Annotated in this window: 10 protein-coding genes; 1 reads left to right on the top strand and 9 read right to left on the bottom strand. The window is 55.5% G+C overall.

The features are described 5' to 3' along the window. Positions 1-99 precede the first annotated feature (99 nt). Positions 100-891: a class I SAM-dependent methyltransferase gene (locus AC6ROY_RS07415; protein ID WP_500099551.1), complete on the bottom strand. Its 792-nt coding sequence runs from the start codon at positions 889-891 to the stop codon at positions 100-102. Between the two features lie 148 nt (positions 892-1,039). Here AC6ROY_RS07415 and AC6ROY_RS07420 point away from each other — a divergent pair, with 148 nt between their 5' ends. Beyond that, complete coding sequence (locus AC6ROY_RS07420) at positions 1,040-3,532, top strand: O-antigen ligase family protein (protein WP_500099553.1); 2,493 nt, start codon at positions 1,040-1,042, stop codon at positions 3,530-3,532. Positions 3,533-3,687: 155 nt separating this feature from the next. Here the strand turns inward: AC6ROY_RS07420 and AC6ROY_RS07425 are convergent, their stop codons facing one another. The 8 genes from AC6ROY_RS07425 to AC6ROY_RS07460 form a co-directional block, all read right to left on the bottom strand. Next, a complete protein-coding gene (locus AC6ROY_RS07425; RefSeq protein WP_500099554.1) occupies positions 3,688-4,347 on the bottom strand; it encodes a hypothetical protein in 660 nt (219 codons plus the stop codon). A gap of 60 nt (positions 4,348-4,407) precedes the next feature. Further along, entirely contained in the window at positions 4,408-7,896 is a 3,489-nt protein-coding gene (locus AC6ROY_RS07430; protein ID WP_500099555.1) for an SNF2-related protein, read from the bottom strand. 3 nt (positions 7,897-7,899) lie between these two features. Continuing rightward, positions 7,900-9,501 carry a hypothetical protein gene (locus tag AC6ROY_RS07435; RefSeq protein ID WP_500099556.1) on the bottom strand — a complete coding sequence of 534 codons (1,602 nt, stop codon included), beginning with the start codon at positions 9,499-9,501 and terminating at the stop codon, positions 7,900-7,902. A gap of 202 nt (positions 9,502-9,703) precedes the next feature. Further along, positions 9,704-11,338, bottom strand: a complete 1,635-nt coding sequence (groL, locus tag AC6ROY_RS07440; RefSeq protein WP_500099557.1) for a chaperonin GroEL — start codon at positions 11,336-11,338, stop codon at positions 9,704-9,706. A 92-nt stretch (positions 11,339-11,430) separates the two neighbouring features. Further along, entirely contained in the window at positions 11,431-11,712 is a 282-nt protein-coding gene (gene groES / locus AC6ROY_RS07445) for a co-chaperone GroES (RefSeq protein ID WP_159885981.1), read from the bottom strand. A gap of 257 nt (positions 11,713-11,969) precedes the next feature. Further along, positions 11,970-13,637: an S-layer homology domain-containing protein gene (locus AC6ROY_RS07450; RefSeq protein ID WP_500099558.1), complete on the bottom strand. Its 1,668-nt coding sequence runs from the start codon at positions 13,635-13,637 to the stop codon at positions 11,970-11,972. A gap of 163 nt (positions 13,638-13,800) precedes the next feature. Continuing rightward, positions 13,801-14,748 (bottom strand): S-layer homology domain-containing protein, encoded by a 948-nt coding sequence (locus tag AC6ROY_RS07455; RefSeq protein WP_500099559.1) that lies wholly within the window; start codon positions 14,746-14,748, stop codon positions 13,801-13,803. A gap of 123 nt (positions 14,749-14,871) precedes the next feature. After that, entirely contained in the window at positions 14,872-16,059 is a 1,188-nt protein-coding gene (locus AC6ROY_RS07460) for a glycerate kinase family protein (RefSeq protein ID WP_500099560.1), read from the bottom strand. Positions 16,060-16,061: the final 2 nt, after the last annotated feature.

The following is a 16,061-nucleotide window of genomic DNA, read 5'->3' on the forward strand; positions in this document are numbered from 1 at the left end:
TGAAATATTATCCTGAATTCAAAAAACACCACAGGATTAAGGACATAGACCCCAGCAAAAACTTGAAATAAGCATTCTAAAATTAGCTTATATAGCTTCTCACAATACCTGAGCAAATAAAATAACACGATCAAAATTTGTGTACTGAGAATACGTTGTTTCAGGTGGAACTGCTAGATACACGCGATCAAATCCAACCGCATATAACATCTGGTAAAGTGCAGCCAGCGTTGGAACAATAACAACAGACACTCCATCCGCTGTATGATTATCATCAATACTAAACATGCCTACAGCCGCTCCTTGCTTGATGTTAGTATCAGCGCCATTCAGTATCTCAACTTTAGTAGAAGAACGTGCAACTTGAGTCTCAATTACACAAAGATTTTTTGTTAAAGCTTTCACTCTTCTTAGTGCACCCATCGGATCTTCCAGATGATATAATAATCCCAAAAAAAGTGTTAAATCATACTGCTCTGTATTCAGCAGACTAACTTCAAACAAATTTTTGTTGATGTACGTCACATTATCTAAGTTAGAAATTTGTTTGATAACCTTTGCTTTCTCTAAATGCTCTTCCCTTATATCAAATCCGATAACTTCTTTAGCTCCCCTTAAAGCAATTTGAGATGTAAACCAGCCTTGATTACAAGCAACGTCGATACAGCTCATAGAGCCCCATTTCCCTTTAAACATTTCATCAAGCATAGGGAAAATAAGATCGGCTCTAGTTTGATGAATTGTATCTACTAAATCACTGCTAACGGACGTAGATGCACCATTCGCAAACTCAAATATATAAAACCAGTCTTGATAACCATTTATTAAATTTTCGATTTGCGTGCCGGAAAGAACTGAAGCTAACTTCAAAATCGAATTCGATTTATACATATTCTGGAGCACCCCTCGAAATTAATTATTTTCTAAACTTATCAAAGAACATCTAAATTTAAAATCATATTTGGCCTCTCCCCGCCAAATATGATAAAATTTCCTCGTACTGCTACGCCATTTCTACCAAAAGATAAGGAGCTAACCCATGAGCACCAAAAAGCCGCAATACGGCTACACCAGCGGGGTCAAAAAACCGCCTTCTGGCAGCGAGCCAACTGCTTCAAATTCCATTCTCTTGTGGATCATTGTTGGCCTGATGAGCTTGTTTCTCTTCTGGGCCCCGTTTCAGAAGGGCTTGTTCAACGGAAACTTGTCCAGCTTTGAAGGGCCGATTTACTCGGCATTATCCTGGACGTGCGTCATCTTGTTTTTGTTTTCGATTTTTCTATTTTACCATTGGAAAATGAAAACTGCATCTGATCTGCTGGCCGTGGCCGTCTGGCTGATTCCACTGACTTATTTGGTATCGACCATCGGAGCCGCCTCGTCAACGCTGGCGTTTAACATGGTCTATATTCAGATCATTTATGTGGCCTTCTTTTTGCTGGCGTATTATATATCCAACGAAAAGCTCGGCTTGACGCTTCTGAAATCGGTGCTTGTCGCTTCGGCGTACTGGATCGTCCTCTTCGGCCTGCTGAACTGGCTCGGGCAACGCGAGGGCGTCTTCCGTCTCGTGAAGTGGTTCATATCTGACACGAATCTGCTGCCGTATTACCAGCACGCGGTGATGTCAGATTCGAACGGACCGCGTTTGACCTCGGTTTTTCAGTACGCGAATACATATGCTGGATATTTAATTGCTATTTTACTCGTTGCCGTTCACTTTGTCATTACGTCCAGGCGCTGGTACACAATCGCGCTGCACGCCCTGTTTGTCGTTCCGATTATTATTTCTTTCTTCGTCACCTTGTCGCGGGGAGCGCTTGTCGTCTTGCCGATTGTGGTGCTGATCGTCCTTCCTTTCCTGAAGGTGTCTCGGCAGGTGACGGTTCTGCTGCACCTTTTACTTGCTTTTATTGCATCCTTTCTCATTCTAACACAAGTGTCAAACGCCGGGGTGCAATTGTTTCAGGCATATGATGCCAGCCTGGCCCAAAGCGGCTGGACGCAGCTGCTGCTCGCTTCCGCAGTGTACACAGCTCTCGCTGTAGCGATCCAGCTCTGGGTGCAGCCGTGGCTGGACGCTCGGTTCAGCAAGCTGCAGCAGCGTCGCTTCTCCCAGATTGGGCTCCCTGTCATTACGGTCATCGTCGGCACGATTGCGGTCGTGCTGCTGTTCACTGACACAGGGGTAACGAAGGCGCTGCCGGACAACATTCGAACCCGGATCGAAAATATTAACTTCCAGCAGCATAGCGTGCTTGAACGCGGAACCTTCTACAAGGATGCAATCAAGCTGTTCTCCGATTACCCGCTGCTCGGCGCAGGCGGCGGCGGCTGGTCTGCCTTATATGAGAAGTACCAGAACAATCCATACACCAGCCGTCAGGCTCACAGCTTCTATTTGCAGTATTTAGGTGAAACCGGTCTGATCGGCACGCTTATTTTTCTGCTGATTCTGGCGGCCATTCTTTACATCTTTATCCGCAATTATGTCAAGCAAGATGAGGAGACGCGGGACCAACGCTTTATATTCTATATAATAGCGATTTCGTTGCTGGTGCATAGCGCACTCGATTTCAATATGAGTTATGTGTACATCGGCCTGCTGGTTTTCCTGTGTCTGGGCGGAATGATTTCCGGTGACGCAATCAAGGTGAAAGGAAGCTGGTTCGCGAAAACGGCTGCATATAAATGGGCAGTTCCTTCGGCCTTCACGGTGATTTCGTTGGTGATGTTTTTCACGTCCGTACAGCTGGTGAACGCCAATCGGAATTTCCAGGCGACTGTTACACTGCTGACCTCCGGCGCTACGGATTACAACCAAATTGTCGCGCCGCTCGATCAGGCGTTAGCTACGCGGCCTGTGCAGCCGGAATATGTGCAGCAGAAGTCGGCCATCATGTTCCAGGTGTATAACCAGAATAAAGACGAAAAATTTTATACGGATGCCGTACAGCTGATTGATCAGGCTCGTGAGAAAAATCCATATGATTTCAACTTGATTTTCCAGCGCTTGCAAAGTCATCTGCTCAAGGAAGAGGTGCAACCGGCCTTAGATTTGGCGACTGCTCAGCTTGATAACTTTGCCTGGAAGGTGGAACTGTACCAGTTGGCCATTGATCTGAATAATCGCTTTGGCCTTCAAGCCTTCGACAAGAAGGATCAGGCCGCTCAGGATAAATATTGGGGGCAGGCGCTGCAACTGTTCGCTCGCTTCGAGGCTCAGCAGCAGACGCTCGCAAGTCTGCCGAAGGAGCAGGCGCAAGGGAATGCCTTTGCGGTTACGCCGCAGATGGGCTTCTCGCTCGGACAAATTTATTTCCTGCAAGGCAAATATGATCAGGCGGAGGCCATGATGCGGCTCGGATTAAGTGATGACTTGAAGGAGTCCTTCACCCGCCAGGCAACGAGATGGTACTTGGCCGCGCTGCAAAAGCAGAACAAGCAGGATCAGGCGCTCTACGACAAGCTGATTGCCGCAGATGCTGCGGAGAAAAATGAAATCCAACAGTTGGTGAATTTGAAGCCGTAACGATGCGGCGCTAAGTCAGCTTCAACTTCAAGCAAAATGCATCCAAGCCACGCTTCGTGTGGACTGGATGCATTTTTTCGTAAAGTCGGGTATGCTCGATGCCCGGCCCGTAGAATCGGATATTCAAGAGTAGAAATGGGGGCATTCAAGTCGAGCTAAGTGTCCTGCCGCCGGGCGACCTGCCCGACTCTGGCATACAGCTGCTGCCAGGCTGGAGCCATGTCGCGCAAATGCGGGGCGGCCTCCAGATCAAGCTGGCTCTCCCAATTCACTGCAGTCTGCTTGCCCTTCGCTCCGCGCGGCTTCGCTGCGACGGGCATGCCAGACGCTGCTTGGCCGGACGAGTTGACTGCGGCAGAACGCTGGGCTGGAGGCCGACCGCGCCCCGCCTGCTGAGCTTGAGCCTGCACAGCTCCCGCTGCAGTCAGACCCGCAACAGGAGCACCTGTCCCCTCGTTTGCCTCCGCCCGTGAACGGCTGCCAGCCTTATTCGGCTGTGCGGAGCTTGCGGTCGCAGCCGCCAAAGCGCTTTTGGGCGGCCGTCCCCGACGCTTGGGGACCGGGACAGGTTCAGCAGCGACGGAGCCAGGTCCAGCCCCGTCGCTTCGCCGGTCCTGAGTGTGTGAGTCGGCGGCCGCCGCATCCGTGGAACCTTTATCCGTCCGAAACGGCTGGTTGCCACTGGCTGGGGATGGAGGGGCGGCTTGCGAGCTTCCCTGTACGCCACCCTGAATAACAGACAATTCGACGGCTTTGTCGTTGCGGCTGTGGCGCCGTTCTTTGGCCTTGATTTTGTCACGCTTTCGCTTGGACACGCGTGTCTCTCCTTTCATCTTAACAAGTCGCTACAGACGCTGCATCAGCTCCGCCATGGCCTACTTGCCGATCCATTCCCGGCGCAAGGCAAACATCTCCCGCAGCTCGTCCGTCGACATTTCCGTGACCCAGTTCTCGCCAGCGCCTACGATTTGCTCGCTGAGGCCCAGCTTGCGTTCGATCATTTCATCAATCCGCTCCTCAAGCGTACCTAACGCAACAAACTTGTGTACCTGCACGTTACGCGTCTGACCGATGCGGAAGGCCCGGTCGGTCGCCTGGTTTTCCACAGCGGGATTCCACCAGCGGTCAAAGTGAAACACATGATTCGCCGCCGTCAGATTAAGCCCCGTCCCTCCCGCTTTCAGCGAAAGAATGAATATTCCGCCGCCTGCGCCATCATTCACAGCAGCTCCGCTCGCTAGAGCAGCTTCTGCTTTGGGCTGAATGGAATCGGAGTGTGACCTCGGCATGCCCTCCCGGTCCGAGACGACACCCGCTGATGCATCCGCCGCAAACGACGCTTCCTCGACCGTCACAGCCGAGCTTCGAGACCGCGTCTGTTTGGCAGCAGCTTCCGCAGGTGACAATGAAGCTGGCCCCGCTTCGCCCTGAAAACGGGCGATCATCGCATCGCGCTGCTGTTTGGGCACGCCGCCGTGCAGGAACAGTACCTGCTCGCCCCGCTCACGCTCCAGCGTCGCCTTGAGCAGATGGCCCATTTCGACGAACTGGGTAAAGATCAGGCAGCTCTCGCCCTCCTGCCGCAGCTCATCCACCAGTTCAAGCAGCCGTTCCAGCTTGCTGGAGCGCTCCTCCCAAGCCGAATCGGACGGTTGCTTAAGAAACAACGCCGGGTGATCACAAATTTGCTTGAGCTTGCTCAGTGTAGCGAGAATGAGTCCCTTTTTCTCGATTCCGCTCAGCTTGTCGATCTGCTCCAGCATATCTTGCACCGTGTTTTCGTACAGGGTCGCTTGCTCTACGGTGAGCGGCACATATACCTTGGTTTCCGTTTTGTCCGGCAGATCGAGCTGGATAGCGGGATCTTTTTTGACCCGCCGCAGCAGAAACGGCTTGATCAGCTTCTGCACTTGTCCGATTAGCTCCTGGGCGTCGCCCTTCTCGATCGGATTCACGTATTTATGAGTGAAGCCGCCAAGCGTCCCCAGATAGCCCGGGTTCATAAAATCAAAAATCGACCAAAGCTCGGTCAGCTTATTTTCAATCGGCGTCCCGGTCAACGCAATCCGATGGCGGGCGTTAAGCTTACGAACCGCAGCAGATTGCTTCGTATGGACATTTTTGATGTTTTGCGCTTCGTCCAGACCGATGACATCCCACATGACTGCGGACAGCTCCTCCTCATCCATTTGCGCCAGCGTATAGGAAGTCAGCACAATATCATAGCCCTGCACCGCCGGAGCAAAAGCCTCGCCCTTAGCCCGCTGAGCACCGTAATGCAAATATACGCGCAGGGAAGGCGCGAACCGTTCCAGCTCCTTCTGCCAGTTACCGAGCACGGAGGTGGGGCAAATCAGCAGGCCGGGCGAACGGGCGCCATGGTCTGCGATTACGGCAGAAGCCGAAACCGGCTGGTCAGCTTTAGCCGCAGGCGCAAGCTCTGCTGACATAGACTGCTCCTTGCGCGGCCGTCCCCGGCGTTTGGGCGCTGCGTCTGCTTCCGCTTCCGTCAGGGCGGCGCTTGCTTGGGCCGATTTCACTGTTCCTTCGCTTGCTCCAGCCGCATCCAACCCGGAACCCGCCTGCCGCGCATGCAGCAAGTAGCCGATAAATTGAATCGTTTTGCCAAGACCCATATCATCCGCCAGACATGCCCCGAAGCCGAATTTCCGCAAAAAGAGCAGCCATGACAGCCCATCCCGCTGGTAGCTGCGCAGCTCGGCCTGCAGCCCTGCCGGAGCGTCTACCACCGGGATGCGGTCTGTATCCTGCAATTGCTCCAGCAGCCGGGCCATATGACGATTCAGACCAACCTCAATCCGCAGCTGCCGCTCCGCCTCCTCCGGCGTCAGGTCGGCATGACCTTCCTGCGCAGGCGCACTGCCTGATTGCTCGGCTTGCAAGAGGTGAAGCTCCATCACTTCACGGAAGGAAAGTCCTCCCTTGCCCACACGCTTCATCGCTTTGCGCATCGCTTCGACAAAAGCCGGGTCCAGCTGAATCCAGCGCCCGCGCACGTACATCATCCGTTTGTTTGCAGCAACAAGACGGGCAAACTCGGCATCCGAGAAGTCCGTATCGCCGACGGCGATCTTCCAGTCAAATGTCATCAGCTGGTCAATGCCCAGCATGGAGCCCGAGCCGGCGCCTGCCGAGGGCTGCAGCTGCGCCTTCAGTCGCGGCTGCGTCCGCCGCAGCTCCTCCCACCAAGAAGGCAGCCATACTTGCAAGCCCGCCTGCACAAGCTTCAAGCTATATCGGTCCAAAAAGGTCCAGGCCTCGTCATCGGTCAGCCGTCCACGGAAACGGGCGCTTGCTTCAGCCTGATCTGCTTCCTGATCTGCTTCCCGATCTACTGCCCTCAGCAGCTCCGGCACGGCCAGCAGCGCGCGCCCCAAATCGGTTTCCAGCTTGGTCGCCAGCGTGTCACGCCAATGCGCGGGAAGATCGTGTCTGCCGCTTAAAAGCGAACCTAACTGAGACGGCGAGACGCCTTCCAGCTCCTGTTCGACAATCCGTGTCAGATCCTGCTTGTCCTGAAGCAGCAGGCTGAGCGACCAGGTCTGCTCATCAGCCGACAGCCGCCCATTCTCTGCGCGCCCCTCGTCCCCGCCTTCCTCCAACCCGCGTGGCTCCAGCAGCTGCAGGCCAATCCGGAACGGAATGTCATCCTTTTTCCAGCCGACCGAAACAAGCCAGCTTTCCTCATCCAGCAGCCCCGCTGCATCGACAGGCTCAGCCGTCTTGTACCGTCCGCTGTGCAGCTCCGCCAGCTCCTGCTGCAGCAGCTCAGCATCGTCGCGGTGCCGCTTCAGCAGCGGCTCCTGAGCCAGCAGCTCGCTCCAGGCTCCCGCTATCCTATCCTCTTCCGTAAGCAGCTGCTCCAGCGCCGCTGAAAACCAGGCCGTCGGATCGGCTCCGACAGCCGCAAGCTGCTGCTGCAGCTGCTCCAGCTCATCCGCTTGCTCAGACGGCAGCAACAGCGCCCAGCTCAGCTCCCCGCGCAGCCACGCCGCCGGATCAGGACGGTACCATCCCTTGTCCAGCGCCCGCCTCAGCAGCCTGGCAGCCTGTCTGGCTGCTTGCAGCGTCTCACTCCAGGCCAATGGTAAATGAAGCGAAACGTCCGGCTCAGCCAAATAGTCCAGTGCGTCGTAAGCAGACAGCTTGAACGCCTCGGGACGACCTGGCAGCCCCAGCTCCAGCAGCGTACCGTACATGGAACGTTCATGCCACGGAAATAATCGCGCACGCGAGCTTTCGGCAGACAGCTCGGCTCGACCGTCCTCCGCCTCCGACCACAACGCCCAGCCGCCCCCAGGCAGAGGCTCACCCTGAATAAGATACGTCTTCAAGTGGATCATCCTCTAAGCTTCTCCCTTCCGGAGCTGCGCCAGCTCCTCCTGCAACGCGCGCAAACGCGAATATTTCACCGTAATATGCGCCAAATACAGCTCCCAGCGCTCCTTGCGCTTCAGCTTGCCGTACATCGTACGCAATTTTTTCAGCAGCTTGACTGCCTGCTTATAGGCGGTGCGATTTTTCTCCGCAATCAGCTTTTCGGCGCTGTGATGGAACCAGGGAAGCAGCAAATCCTTGCGCTTCAGCTCAATCGGCTTGTAGTCAGCGGCGCGCAGGTCAAGCGGCGTGTAGCCAAACGCCATATGCAAATCCACCCATTCCTGAAACCGCTCCTGACGCATCAGACGCTCCAAATAAACCGGGATACTCGCCGGAAACAGCGCGCGCATCGTCCGCTCCCAAGCCTCCTCGGCCGGCCGATGAGCCATCACCTGTTCCCAGAACGCATAATAAGTGTCGTCAGGCCGGCTCCATTTCTCATCAATAAGCGGGGCCAGCTCCTCCAGCCAATGCTGCAGCCTTTCCCACTCCTTCGCCTGCTGAAATCCATACAAAAGCGGATACATGCGCACATGCCCGTTCGCCTGCAGCTCAGCCGCCTTCTTCAAGGCAGCCGCATCCTGGGCCTCATCCACATCAAACATAATTCTCGCAACCTGCAGCTGATCAAATGCGGCCGGACTGATCTGCTGTCTGGACGCCCGGCTCAGCCTAGCCTTCTCCCGGTCTCTGGCCGCCGGGTCAATCATGAGCCCTCGCCAGACAGAGATATAAATATTGACCCAGGGAACTGAACTACCTGCCGCCGGAAACGCATGCTCGGCCAAATAAGCAATGGTAGCAAGCACATGATCGCCATATTGCCGGGAGGTCTCGACTGCGTCCATCCGATTCAGTACAGCGATTAACTGGCGGTAAGCCTGACCGGAGGCTTCTCCAAACAGCTCCCTCCATGAATAAAAATCATAAGCAAACGAGTAACGATAGACGGAAGCCGACATATTGCCTAGCGTCTCAAACGTAAACAACAGCGCATGAATGTCAAACAAGCCGCGCAACGGCGCCGGCCAGGAAGCGCTAATCGGCGACAAGCCGCCATAGACGGTGTCGTAAAATCGCTCCATCACGCGCGGCGCGTTAAATCGCTCCGGCGGAAATTGCTGGCGGAAATAGCGGTGCCAGTCCTCTACACTGGAGTTGGATGCGGGTGCGGGGAGCTTGTCAGCCTTCTTCTCGACCATTGGCGAGCTTGCCGTTTGTACGCGCGCCCCCCAGGCGCTGCCGCCGGGCGACAACAGAGTTTCCGGTGAAAGCCCTATCTCTTCCTCGAGATGAAGCATCAGCAACGCGGCCAAGTGCTCGCAAGCAGGTGAGCGCGTACAAGCGCAGCTGCTTCTCCCCGGCGCATCCAGATTGAAGACAGCCTCAAGCTCCTGGTAGCGGCCATTGGGCTTCTTCTGGAGAACCGCGCCTTGCAGAAGATGATCGTCAGACTCGTAGGAGCTTATTTCATCCTCGCGGTATAATTCCAGCCCTTGCCGCAAAACAGGCTGTGAAAAGTGGCTGAACAAAAAACGGGTCCATTCCTTATTCGTTCGTAGCTGCATTGCCTGCACCTCTTCAAATTCAAATCAATTCCTGATTTACTTCGTATTCTTGCCAGCTATTGTACCATAAAAGCATACAAGCCGCTTGACTTCAGCAGATTCCCTGGCCTCCGGATCATGCCAAAAAACGGCATCCTCACGGATGCCGTTTCTCCTATCTAAACCTGGGCTTGAAGCCGCAGCTTCACCGATCAGGGCCGGATTAGAATCCGCCCATGCCGCCCATACCACCCATGCCGCCCATATCAGGCATAGCTGGCTTGTCTTTTTCCGGTTTGTCAGCAATGACAGCTTCAGTCGTCAGGAACATGGAAGCAACGGACGCTGCATTTTGCAAGGCGGAGCGCGTTACTTTCGCAGGATCAACGATACCAGCTTCGATCATGTTTACCCACTCGCCGGAAGCAGCATTGTAGCCGATGCCTGTTGCTTCTTTTTTCAGGCGCTCAACGATGACCGAGCCTTCTTGACCCGCATTAGCTGCGATGGTACGAACAGGCTCTTCCAGCGCGCGCAGAACAATGTTCACGCCTGTTTGCTCGTCGCCGCCAGCTTGCACAGCAGCAACTGCCGCATATACGTTAACAAGCGCAGTACCGCCGCCTGCCACGATTCCTTCTTCAACAGCCGCTCGCGTTGCGTTCAGAGCATCTTCGATACGCAGTTTGCGCTCTTTCAGCTCAGTTTCGGTAGCAGCGCCGACCTTCACGACAGCTACGCCGCCGGACAGCTTCGCAAGACGCTCTTGCAGCTTTTCTTTATCGAACTCGGACGTCGTCTCTTCCAGTTGAGCGCGGATTTGCGAAACGCGAGTGCCGATATCTTTCTTGTCGCCAGCGCCGTCAACGATGATCGTGTTTTCTTTCGTTACACGAACTTGACGAGCGGAGCCGAGTTGATCCGGACGCGTCGATTTCAGCTCAAGGCCGAGCTCTTCGGTGATCACTTGGCCGCCAGTGAGGGCAGCGATATCGCCCAGCATCGCTTTGCGGCGGTCGCCAAAGCCAGGAGCTTTAACAGCTACGCAAGTGAACGTGCCGCGCAGACGGTTAACGACCAAGGTCGCCAGCGCTTCGCCTTCGACATCCTCAGCGATGATCAGCAATTGCTTGCCGGATTGTACGACTTTCTCAAGAACCGGCAGGATCTCTTGAATGTTCGTAATTTTTTTGTCCGTAATCAGGATATGCGGGTTGTCCAGCACAGCTTCCATTTTATCCGTATCCGTAATCATGTACGGGGAAATGTAGCCGCGGTCGAACTGCATGCCTTCAACGACTTCCAGCTCCGTAGCGAAGCCTTTGGATTCTTCAACGGTGATTACGCCGTCCTTGCCGACTTTTTCCATGGCTTCTGCGATCAGTTCGCCGACTTCATCATCAGCTGCAGAAATAGCGGCAACTTGTGCGATGGATTGCTTGCCTTCGATTGGCTTGGCAATGCTGGCGAGTTCGCCGACAGCTGCTTTAACAGCTTTCTCGATACCTTTGCGGATAACCATCGGGTTAGCGCCTGCCGTTACGTTTTTCAAGCCTTCGCGGATCATCGCTTGCGCCAGCACCGTAGCTGTTGTCGTACCGTCGCCGGCAACGTCGTTTGTTTTAGTCGCTACTTCTTTAACGAGCTGAGCGCCCATGTTTTCGAACGCGTCTTCCAGCTCGATTTCTTTCGCGATCGTCACGCCGTCATTTGTGATCAGCGGGCTGCCGAATTTTTTCTCAAGCACGACATTGCGGCCTTTAGGACCGAGTGTAACTTTAACAGCGTTCGCCAAAGCGTCTACGCCGCGAAGCATCGAACGGCGAGCTTCTTCGCTGAATTTAATATCTTTAGCCATGAATGAACCCTCCTGATTTGGAAAATGTTTATGTTGAACACGTTCGGATATTTCTAAGTAACGAGGCTAAGCCTAAGTATAAGGTGCGATGACTAAGCCAGAACAGCCAGTACGTCGCTTTCGCGCATGATCAGCAAATCGCGGCCTTCGAATTTCACTTCGGTACCCGCGTATTTGGAGAAAATAACACGGTCGCCTTCCTTCAGTTCGAGCGCTACGCGTTCGCCATCCTTGAGTGTACCGCTGCCGACTGCTACGACTTTACCTTCTTGCGGCTTTTCCTTAGCCGTGTCAGGCAGTACGATTCCGGATGCGGTCGTTTCCTCCTTAGCGATGGCTTCGATAACTACGCGATCACCCAACGGTTTGATCATGAGAAATTGCCTCCTTTAAAATGTGGATCTCAGTTTCGTTTAGCACTCGAATGTCTCAAGTGCTAACAACACTATTTATGATAACCACTTCGCCTGCATTTTGCAAGTGGTTTTACAACTTTTTAGCGCCTTCCCCATTGTCTCCGGCGGCTTGGGCAAATATACCCGCAGCAACCCATGTTTGATACATGGAGCGAGAAGCTGCGGGTTCAGCAGGCGTGATCTAGTCATTTGTCAAACGCGGATTCTGGTTGTGCCTACTTTAAAGTAACATAAGTGGTTGCACGCTGTCCGCCAGGCAAGACGGCGGTCAGCTCAAAGGCTGTAACCGTGCCGCTAATCCGGACGACGCCGTCCTGGGCAACCTGAACCGTGCCGCCTCCTTCCACGGCATTGGTCATGAACAGCGTCGCCAACGCGAAATTATAGCTCTTGATTTCGTCGCGTTCATAGACAATGCCGTAATTATCGGTCAGCGCAAGGTCCATCGCTTCATAAGCATTGAATTCAGCGGATGCGCTCAGTTCGCGAGTGTACCTGTTCGCAGCCGTTAGCTTCTGGCCAAGCAAGGGATCGGACTTCACCGTAACTGTCGTCTGCAGCTGTTTCGTTTCGCCATTGAGCGCTCTAAACAGCACGGTGAGCGTAGCGGTTCCTGACTTATTGCCAAGCACATAACCGCGATGATCGGCCGACACGCTCACATCCACAACGCCGGGATTCGTCGAGGTCATCGCCTGGATTATCCCCGGCACAGCAACCTCTTCGCCGCCGGAAATCACCCTCAATTTAATTTCCTTTGCAAATTTGCTGGTCGTCGGGTTTTCGGCATTCGCCCGCGTCACATAGCCGCTGCTGCCCGTAGCCAGCTCGGTCAGGCCGCTATCCCGGACATTGGCAAGCTCGAAGACCGGCGAAACGCTGTAGGTCATATTTCCCGTCGTGACGGACGATGAGGTTGCAGCGGTAATCGTGAGCTTGCCGGTCGCCTGCTTGATCGCAGCCGGGTCCAATCCGCCAAGTGTTACCGTGTAGTCGCCAGGAGCCAGTGCGGAACGGATCGTCAAGCTGGCGGATGAGCGATCCTCGGACCATGCTGTTGCAGCAGCAATGGCCGCTCCATCCTTGCTCAGGCTTAGGGTGGCTTTTGTTGGGTCCACCTTGCCGTCCAATGTGACCTGGAGCTGAAGCGAATCGGGAGAAGCCGTCACAGCGCGTACCGACACCGGCGCAACAGACGCGGGTGGCGTGGCCGGCGGAGCTGGCGTCTGGGGCTGCCCGACCGGCTTCAGAAGCTGGAGAGCGGCATAAGCAGCTTGCACCAGATCAGCGCGATCAGCGGCAGCAGCGCCGGATTTACCGACGGGATGAATGCCAAGCGCTTCCGCCTGCTGAACCGCATCGCTGTACCACGGCTGACCTGCCGTTTCGACCTTTTTCCCCAGTCCCTTCAGTAAAATCGTATCCAGCTGGCCCACTGTCACCGCATCGGAGGGAGCGAAGGCCGTCTCCGATACTCCGTCAACCAGACCGGTATTTCTCGCCGCTTCAATATAAGGAATCGCCCAGCCGTTGGCCGGATCGTCCGCACGGACATCGGTAAAGTCAGACACTGTACCTGCGCCTGCTATCGGCAGCTCAAACATAAGCGCAGCAACCTTGGCAAATTGCGCGCGGGTCATCCGTTCTCCGATGCCAAACGTATCGTCCGACACGCCGTCGAACAGCTTCGCTGCCAGCAGCGTATCAATCTGCGTCTTCAGGCTCGCGTCTACATGCTGCAAGTCCTTGAAGCTCGCCGTGGTTGGACGGACGGAAGCTTCAGCTGTGGCCGCAAGCAGCTCGGCAGGATGGCTCAGCGCTGTGGTCAACATGAGTGCGCAGGCGATTGCGCCTGTCGCTTTCAATTTCATTACTTTATGCATACGACCTCCCGGAAAGCTGGTTTTCTTGTAACCTCAATCCAATCGTTCTACCTATACCTTGCAGGCTGAGAGATATGATTGTCAAATGAAGCAACATCCGTTTACATAAAAAGGCCAGAGCCGCCCGCCATACGGACGATTCTGACCATATTTAAAGAAGAGTCTAAAGCTCTCTCGCCGCTTCCGTAGTGTAATTGATGACCGCGTCAGGCTCGGCCACAGCCTCATAGCCTGCCGGAATAAAGGTCAATACCTTCGCCGGAGTAATGACCTGCGGATACATCTTGTCCGGGTCTGGGTCCGTCAGCTTGTAGGTAATGACGGCTTGGTTGCCTGACTCAAAGCGAATGCCCGTAATCTCCATGCCGTAGCCCGGATGAGGCCGCTCTGCCCAGGTCAAGGTCACCTTGCTGACTTCATCGTTGACTTTATCCACGCTGACCGTAATTTCAGCCGCCGGGGCCGGAGCTGGGGCCGGCTTGCTCGAATGGGCCTCCAGTACACGCAACGCGTTGTAGACCCAGACCGCCGCCTCGCCGCGCGTCAGCTCGCTTTGCGGATGAAACTTGCCCTCGGCATCAAGCGAGGTGATTTTGTACAGCAGCAGCCGTTGAATACTGCCCTGCAGCACCGGTGTAAACTGATCATCGTCTTTCACTTCGATAAACATCTTCACGAGCGGGAAATTGCCCTTCTTCTCCAAAGCTTGCACAAGCAGGCTGCCGAACTGCTCCCGCGTAATTTTCGCGTGCGGATTCACGTCCTGGGGAATGTCCAGCCCATTATAATGAGCGAAAATAAAAGCTTGCGCAAACCAGGCATCATCGCTGACGTTCGGGTACAGCTCTGAAGCAACCGGCGGCTTCGCCAGCTTCATCAGGTCCAGGTTCAGGTCCATCGCCTTGACGACCATCTGCACGCCTTGCGCGTAGCTGATCTGGCCTTTCGGAGCAAAATGCTCGTTGTCGATGCCATTCACCACGCCGCGGCTCTGCAGCGCAGTCACCGCTTCGCGCTGGCTATCGTCCACATCGTTAAAGGCAAAGGCTGATCCCACCGTCATGCCGCTAAGCAGCAGCGCGGTCAAGCCGATGGCTGTTGTCTTTTTCATGATTAGTTATTCTCCCTTCCGTATCCCGTGCTGTGACCTCGCGAGTCATTGTCATTGACGGGACTTGCCGCAAAAAGGTTGCACCGCCTCCGCAGCCGGCTTTCATCTGTCGCACTCTCTCCTCTATACTCGCTCAGAATCGGCTCTGCCAGCTGCTCGGGAGCCGTCTCTTTCCCTGCACCCGCCGATCAGCCGGAATAGCTGCTCCGCTGTGCGCCTGATATTGCGCTTCGCCGTCTCCGGGCACATCGCCTGCTCCAACGTAACCGGGCCGCAGGGAATCGGGAAATACGCCGTGATGCCCAGGTCGTGCAATCCCGCTGCCTCCTCGGCCACACCGCCAGCCAAAGCCAGCACCGGTATGCCATACTTGCTGGCCAGACGGGCTACGCCGAGCGGCGCCTTGCCCAGCGACGTTTGATCGTCCAGCTTCCCCTCGCCGGTAATGACAAAGTCGGCTCCGGACATCGCGCGCTCGATCCCGATCTGCTCCATGACCAGCTCCACGCCTGATCGCAGCTCGCTTGGCAAAAATACGGCAAATGCGCCGCCCAGCCCGCCAGCCGCTCCGGCCCCGGCAATCTCCTGCAAATCGCGGCCGTACGATGCCGCCGCCACCGCGGCGAACTGCGCCAGCCCGCGATCCAGCAGCTCGACCTGCTCGGGACTGGCCCCCTTCTGAGGGGCAAACACGCAGGCAGCCCCTTGCGGGCCGTGCAGCGGATTCGTTACGTCGCAGGCGACAATAAACCGGCAGTGCCGCAGCTCCGGACAAACCTCCGTCCCGACGATAAGGCGAAGCTGCAGCAAAGCCTCGCCGCCAGGCCCGATGCTGCGGCCATCCTGCTCCTCCAACCGGTAGCCGAGCGCCTGCAGCATTCCGCTCCCGGCGTCGTTCGTGGCGCTGCCGCCCAATCCGATCACAAATTGTCGACAGCCTTGGCCGATCGCATCGCGAATCAGCTCCCCTACCCCGTACGTCGTCGTCTTGAGCGGGTTGCGGCGGTCAACGGGAACAAGCGGCAGCCCGCAAGCTGCCGCTACCTCAATGACAGCCGTACGGCCGTCCCCCAACAATCCGTACGCCGCACGGACAGGCTCGCCCAATGGCCCTGTTACTTGAACCGTGCGCCACCTCCCAGCCGTGGCCGCAACCAGCGCAGCGGCCGTCCCTTCGCCGCCGTCTGCAAGCGGAAACAGCGCCGTCTCCGCCTCCGGCGCCGCTTGCTTGATACCGCGTTCCACCTCAAGCCCCGCTTCCAGCGAAGACAAGCTTCCTTTAAATGAATCCATCGCGATGATTACCTTCATAT

It is taken from the genome of Paenibacillus sp. sg306046 (assembly GCF_059821225.1).

What these genes read in the sequence shown, in the direction of transcription:
- AC6ROY_RS07415 (WP_500099551.1), bottom strand. Translation starts at nt 891, where the DNA reads ATGTATAAATCGAATTCGATTTTGAAGTTAGCTTCAGTTCTTTCCGGC.
- AC6ROY_RS07420 (WP_500099553.1), top strand. Translation starts at nt 1,040, where the DNA reads ATGAGCACCAAAAAGCCGCAATACGGCTACACCAGCGGGGTCAAAAAA.
- AC6ROY_RS07430 (WP_500099555.1), bottom strand. Translation starts at nt 7,896, where the DNA reads ATGATCCACTTGAAGACGTATCTTATTCAGGGTGAGCCTCTGCCTGGG.
- AC6ROY_RS07435 (WP_500099556.1), bottom strand. Translation starts at nt 9,501, where the DNA reads ATGCAGCTACGAACGAATAAGGAATGGACCCGTTTTTTGTTCAGCCAC.
- groL (WP_500099557.1), bottom strand. Translation starts at nt 11,338, where the DNA reads ATGGCTAAAGATATTAAATTCAGCGAAGAAGCTCGCCGTTCGATGCTT.
- groES (WP_159885981.1), bottom strand. Translation starts at nt 11,712, where the DNA reads ATGATCAAACCGTTGGGTGATCGCGTAGTTATCGAAGCCATCGCTAAG.
- AC6ROY_RS07450 (WP_500099558.1), bottom strand. Translation starts at nt 13,637, where the DNA reads ATGCATAAAGTAATGAAATTGAAAGCGACAGGCGCAATCGCCTGCGCA.
- AC6ROY_RS07455 (WP_500099559.1), bottom strand. Translation starts at nt 14,748, where the DNA reads ATGAAAAAGACAACAGCCATCGGCTTGACCGCGCTGCTGCTTAGCGGC.
- AC6ROY_RS07460 (WP_500099560.1), bottom strand. Translation starts at nt 16,059, where the DNA reads ATGAAGGTAATCATCGCGATGGATTCATTTAAAGGAAGCTTGTCTTCG.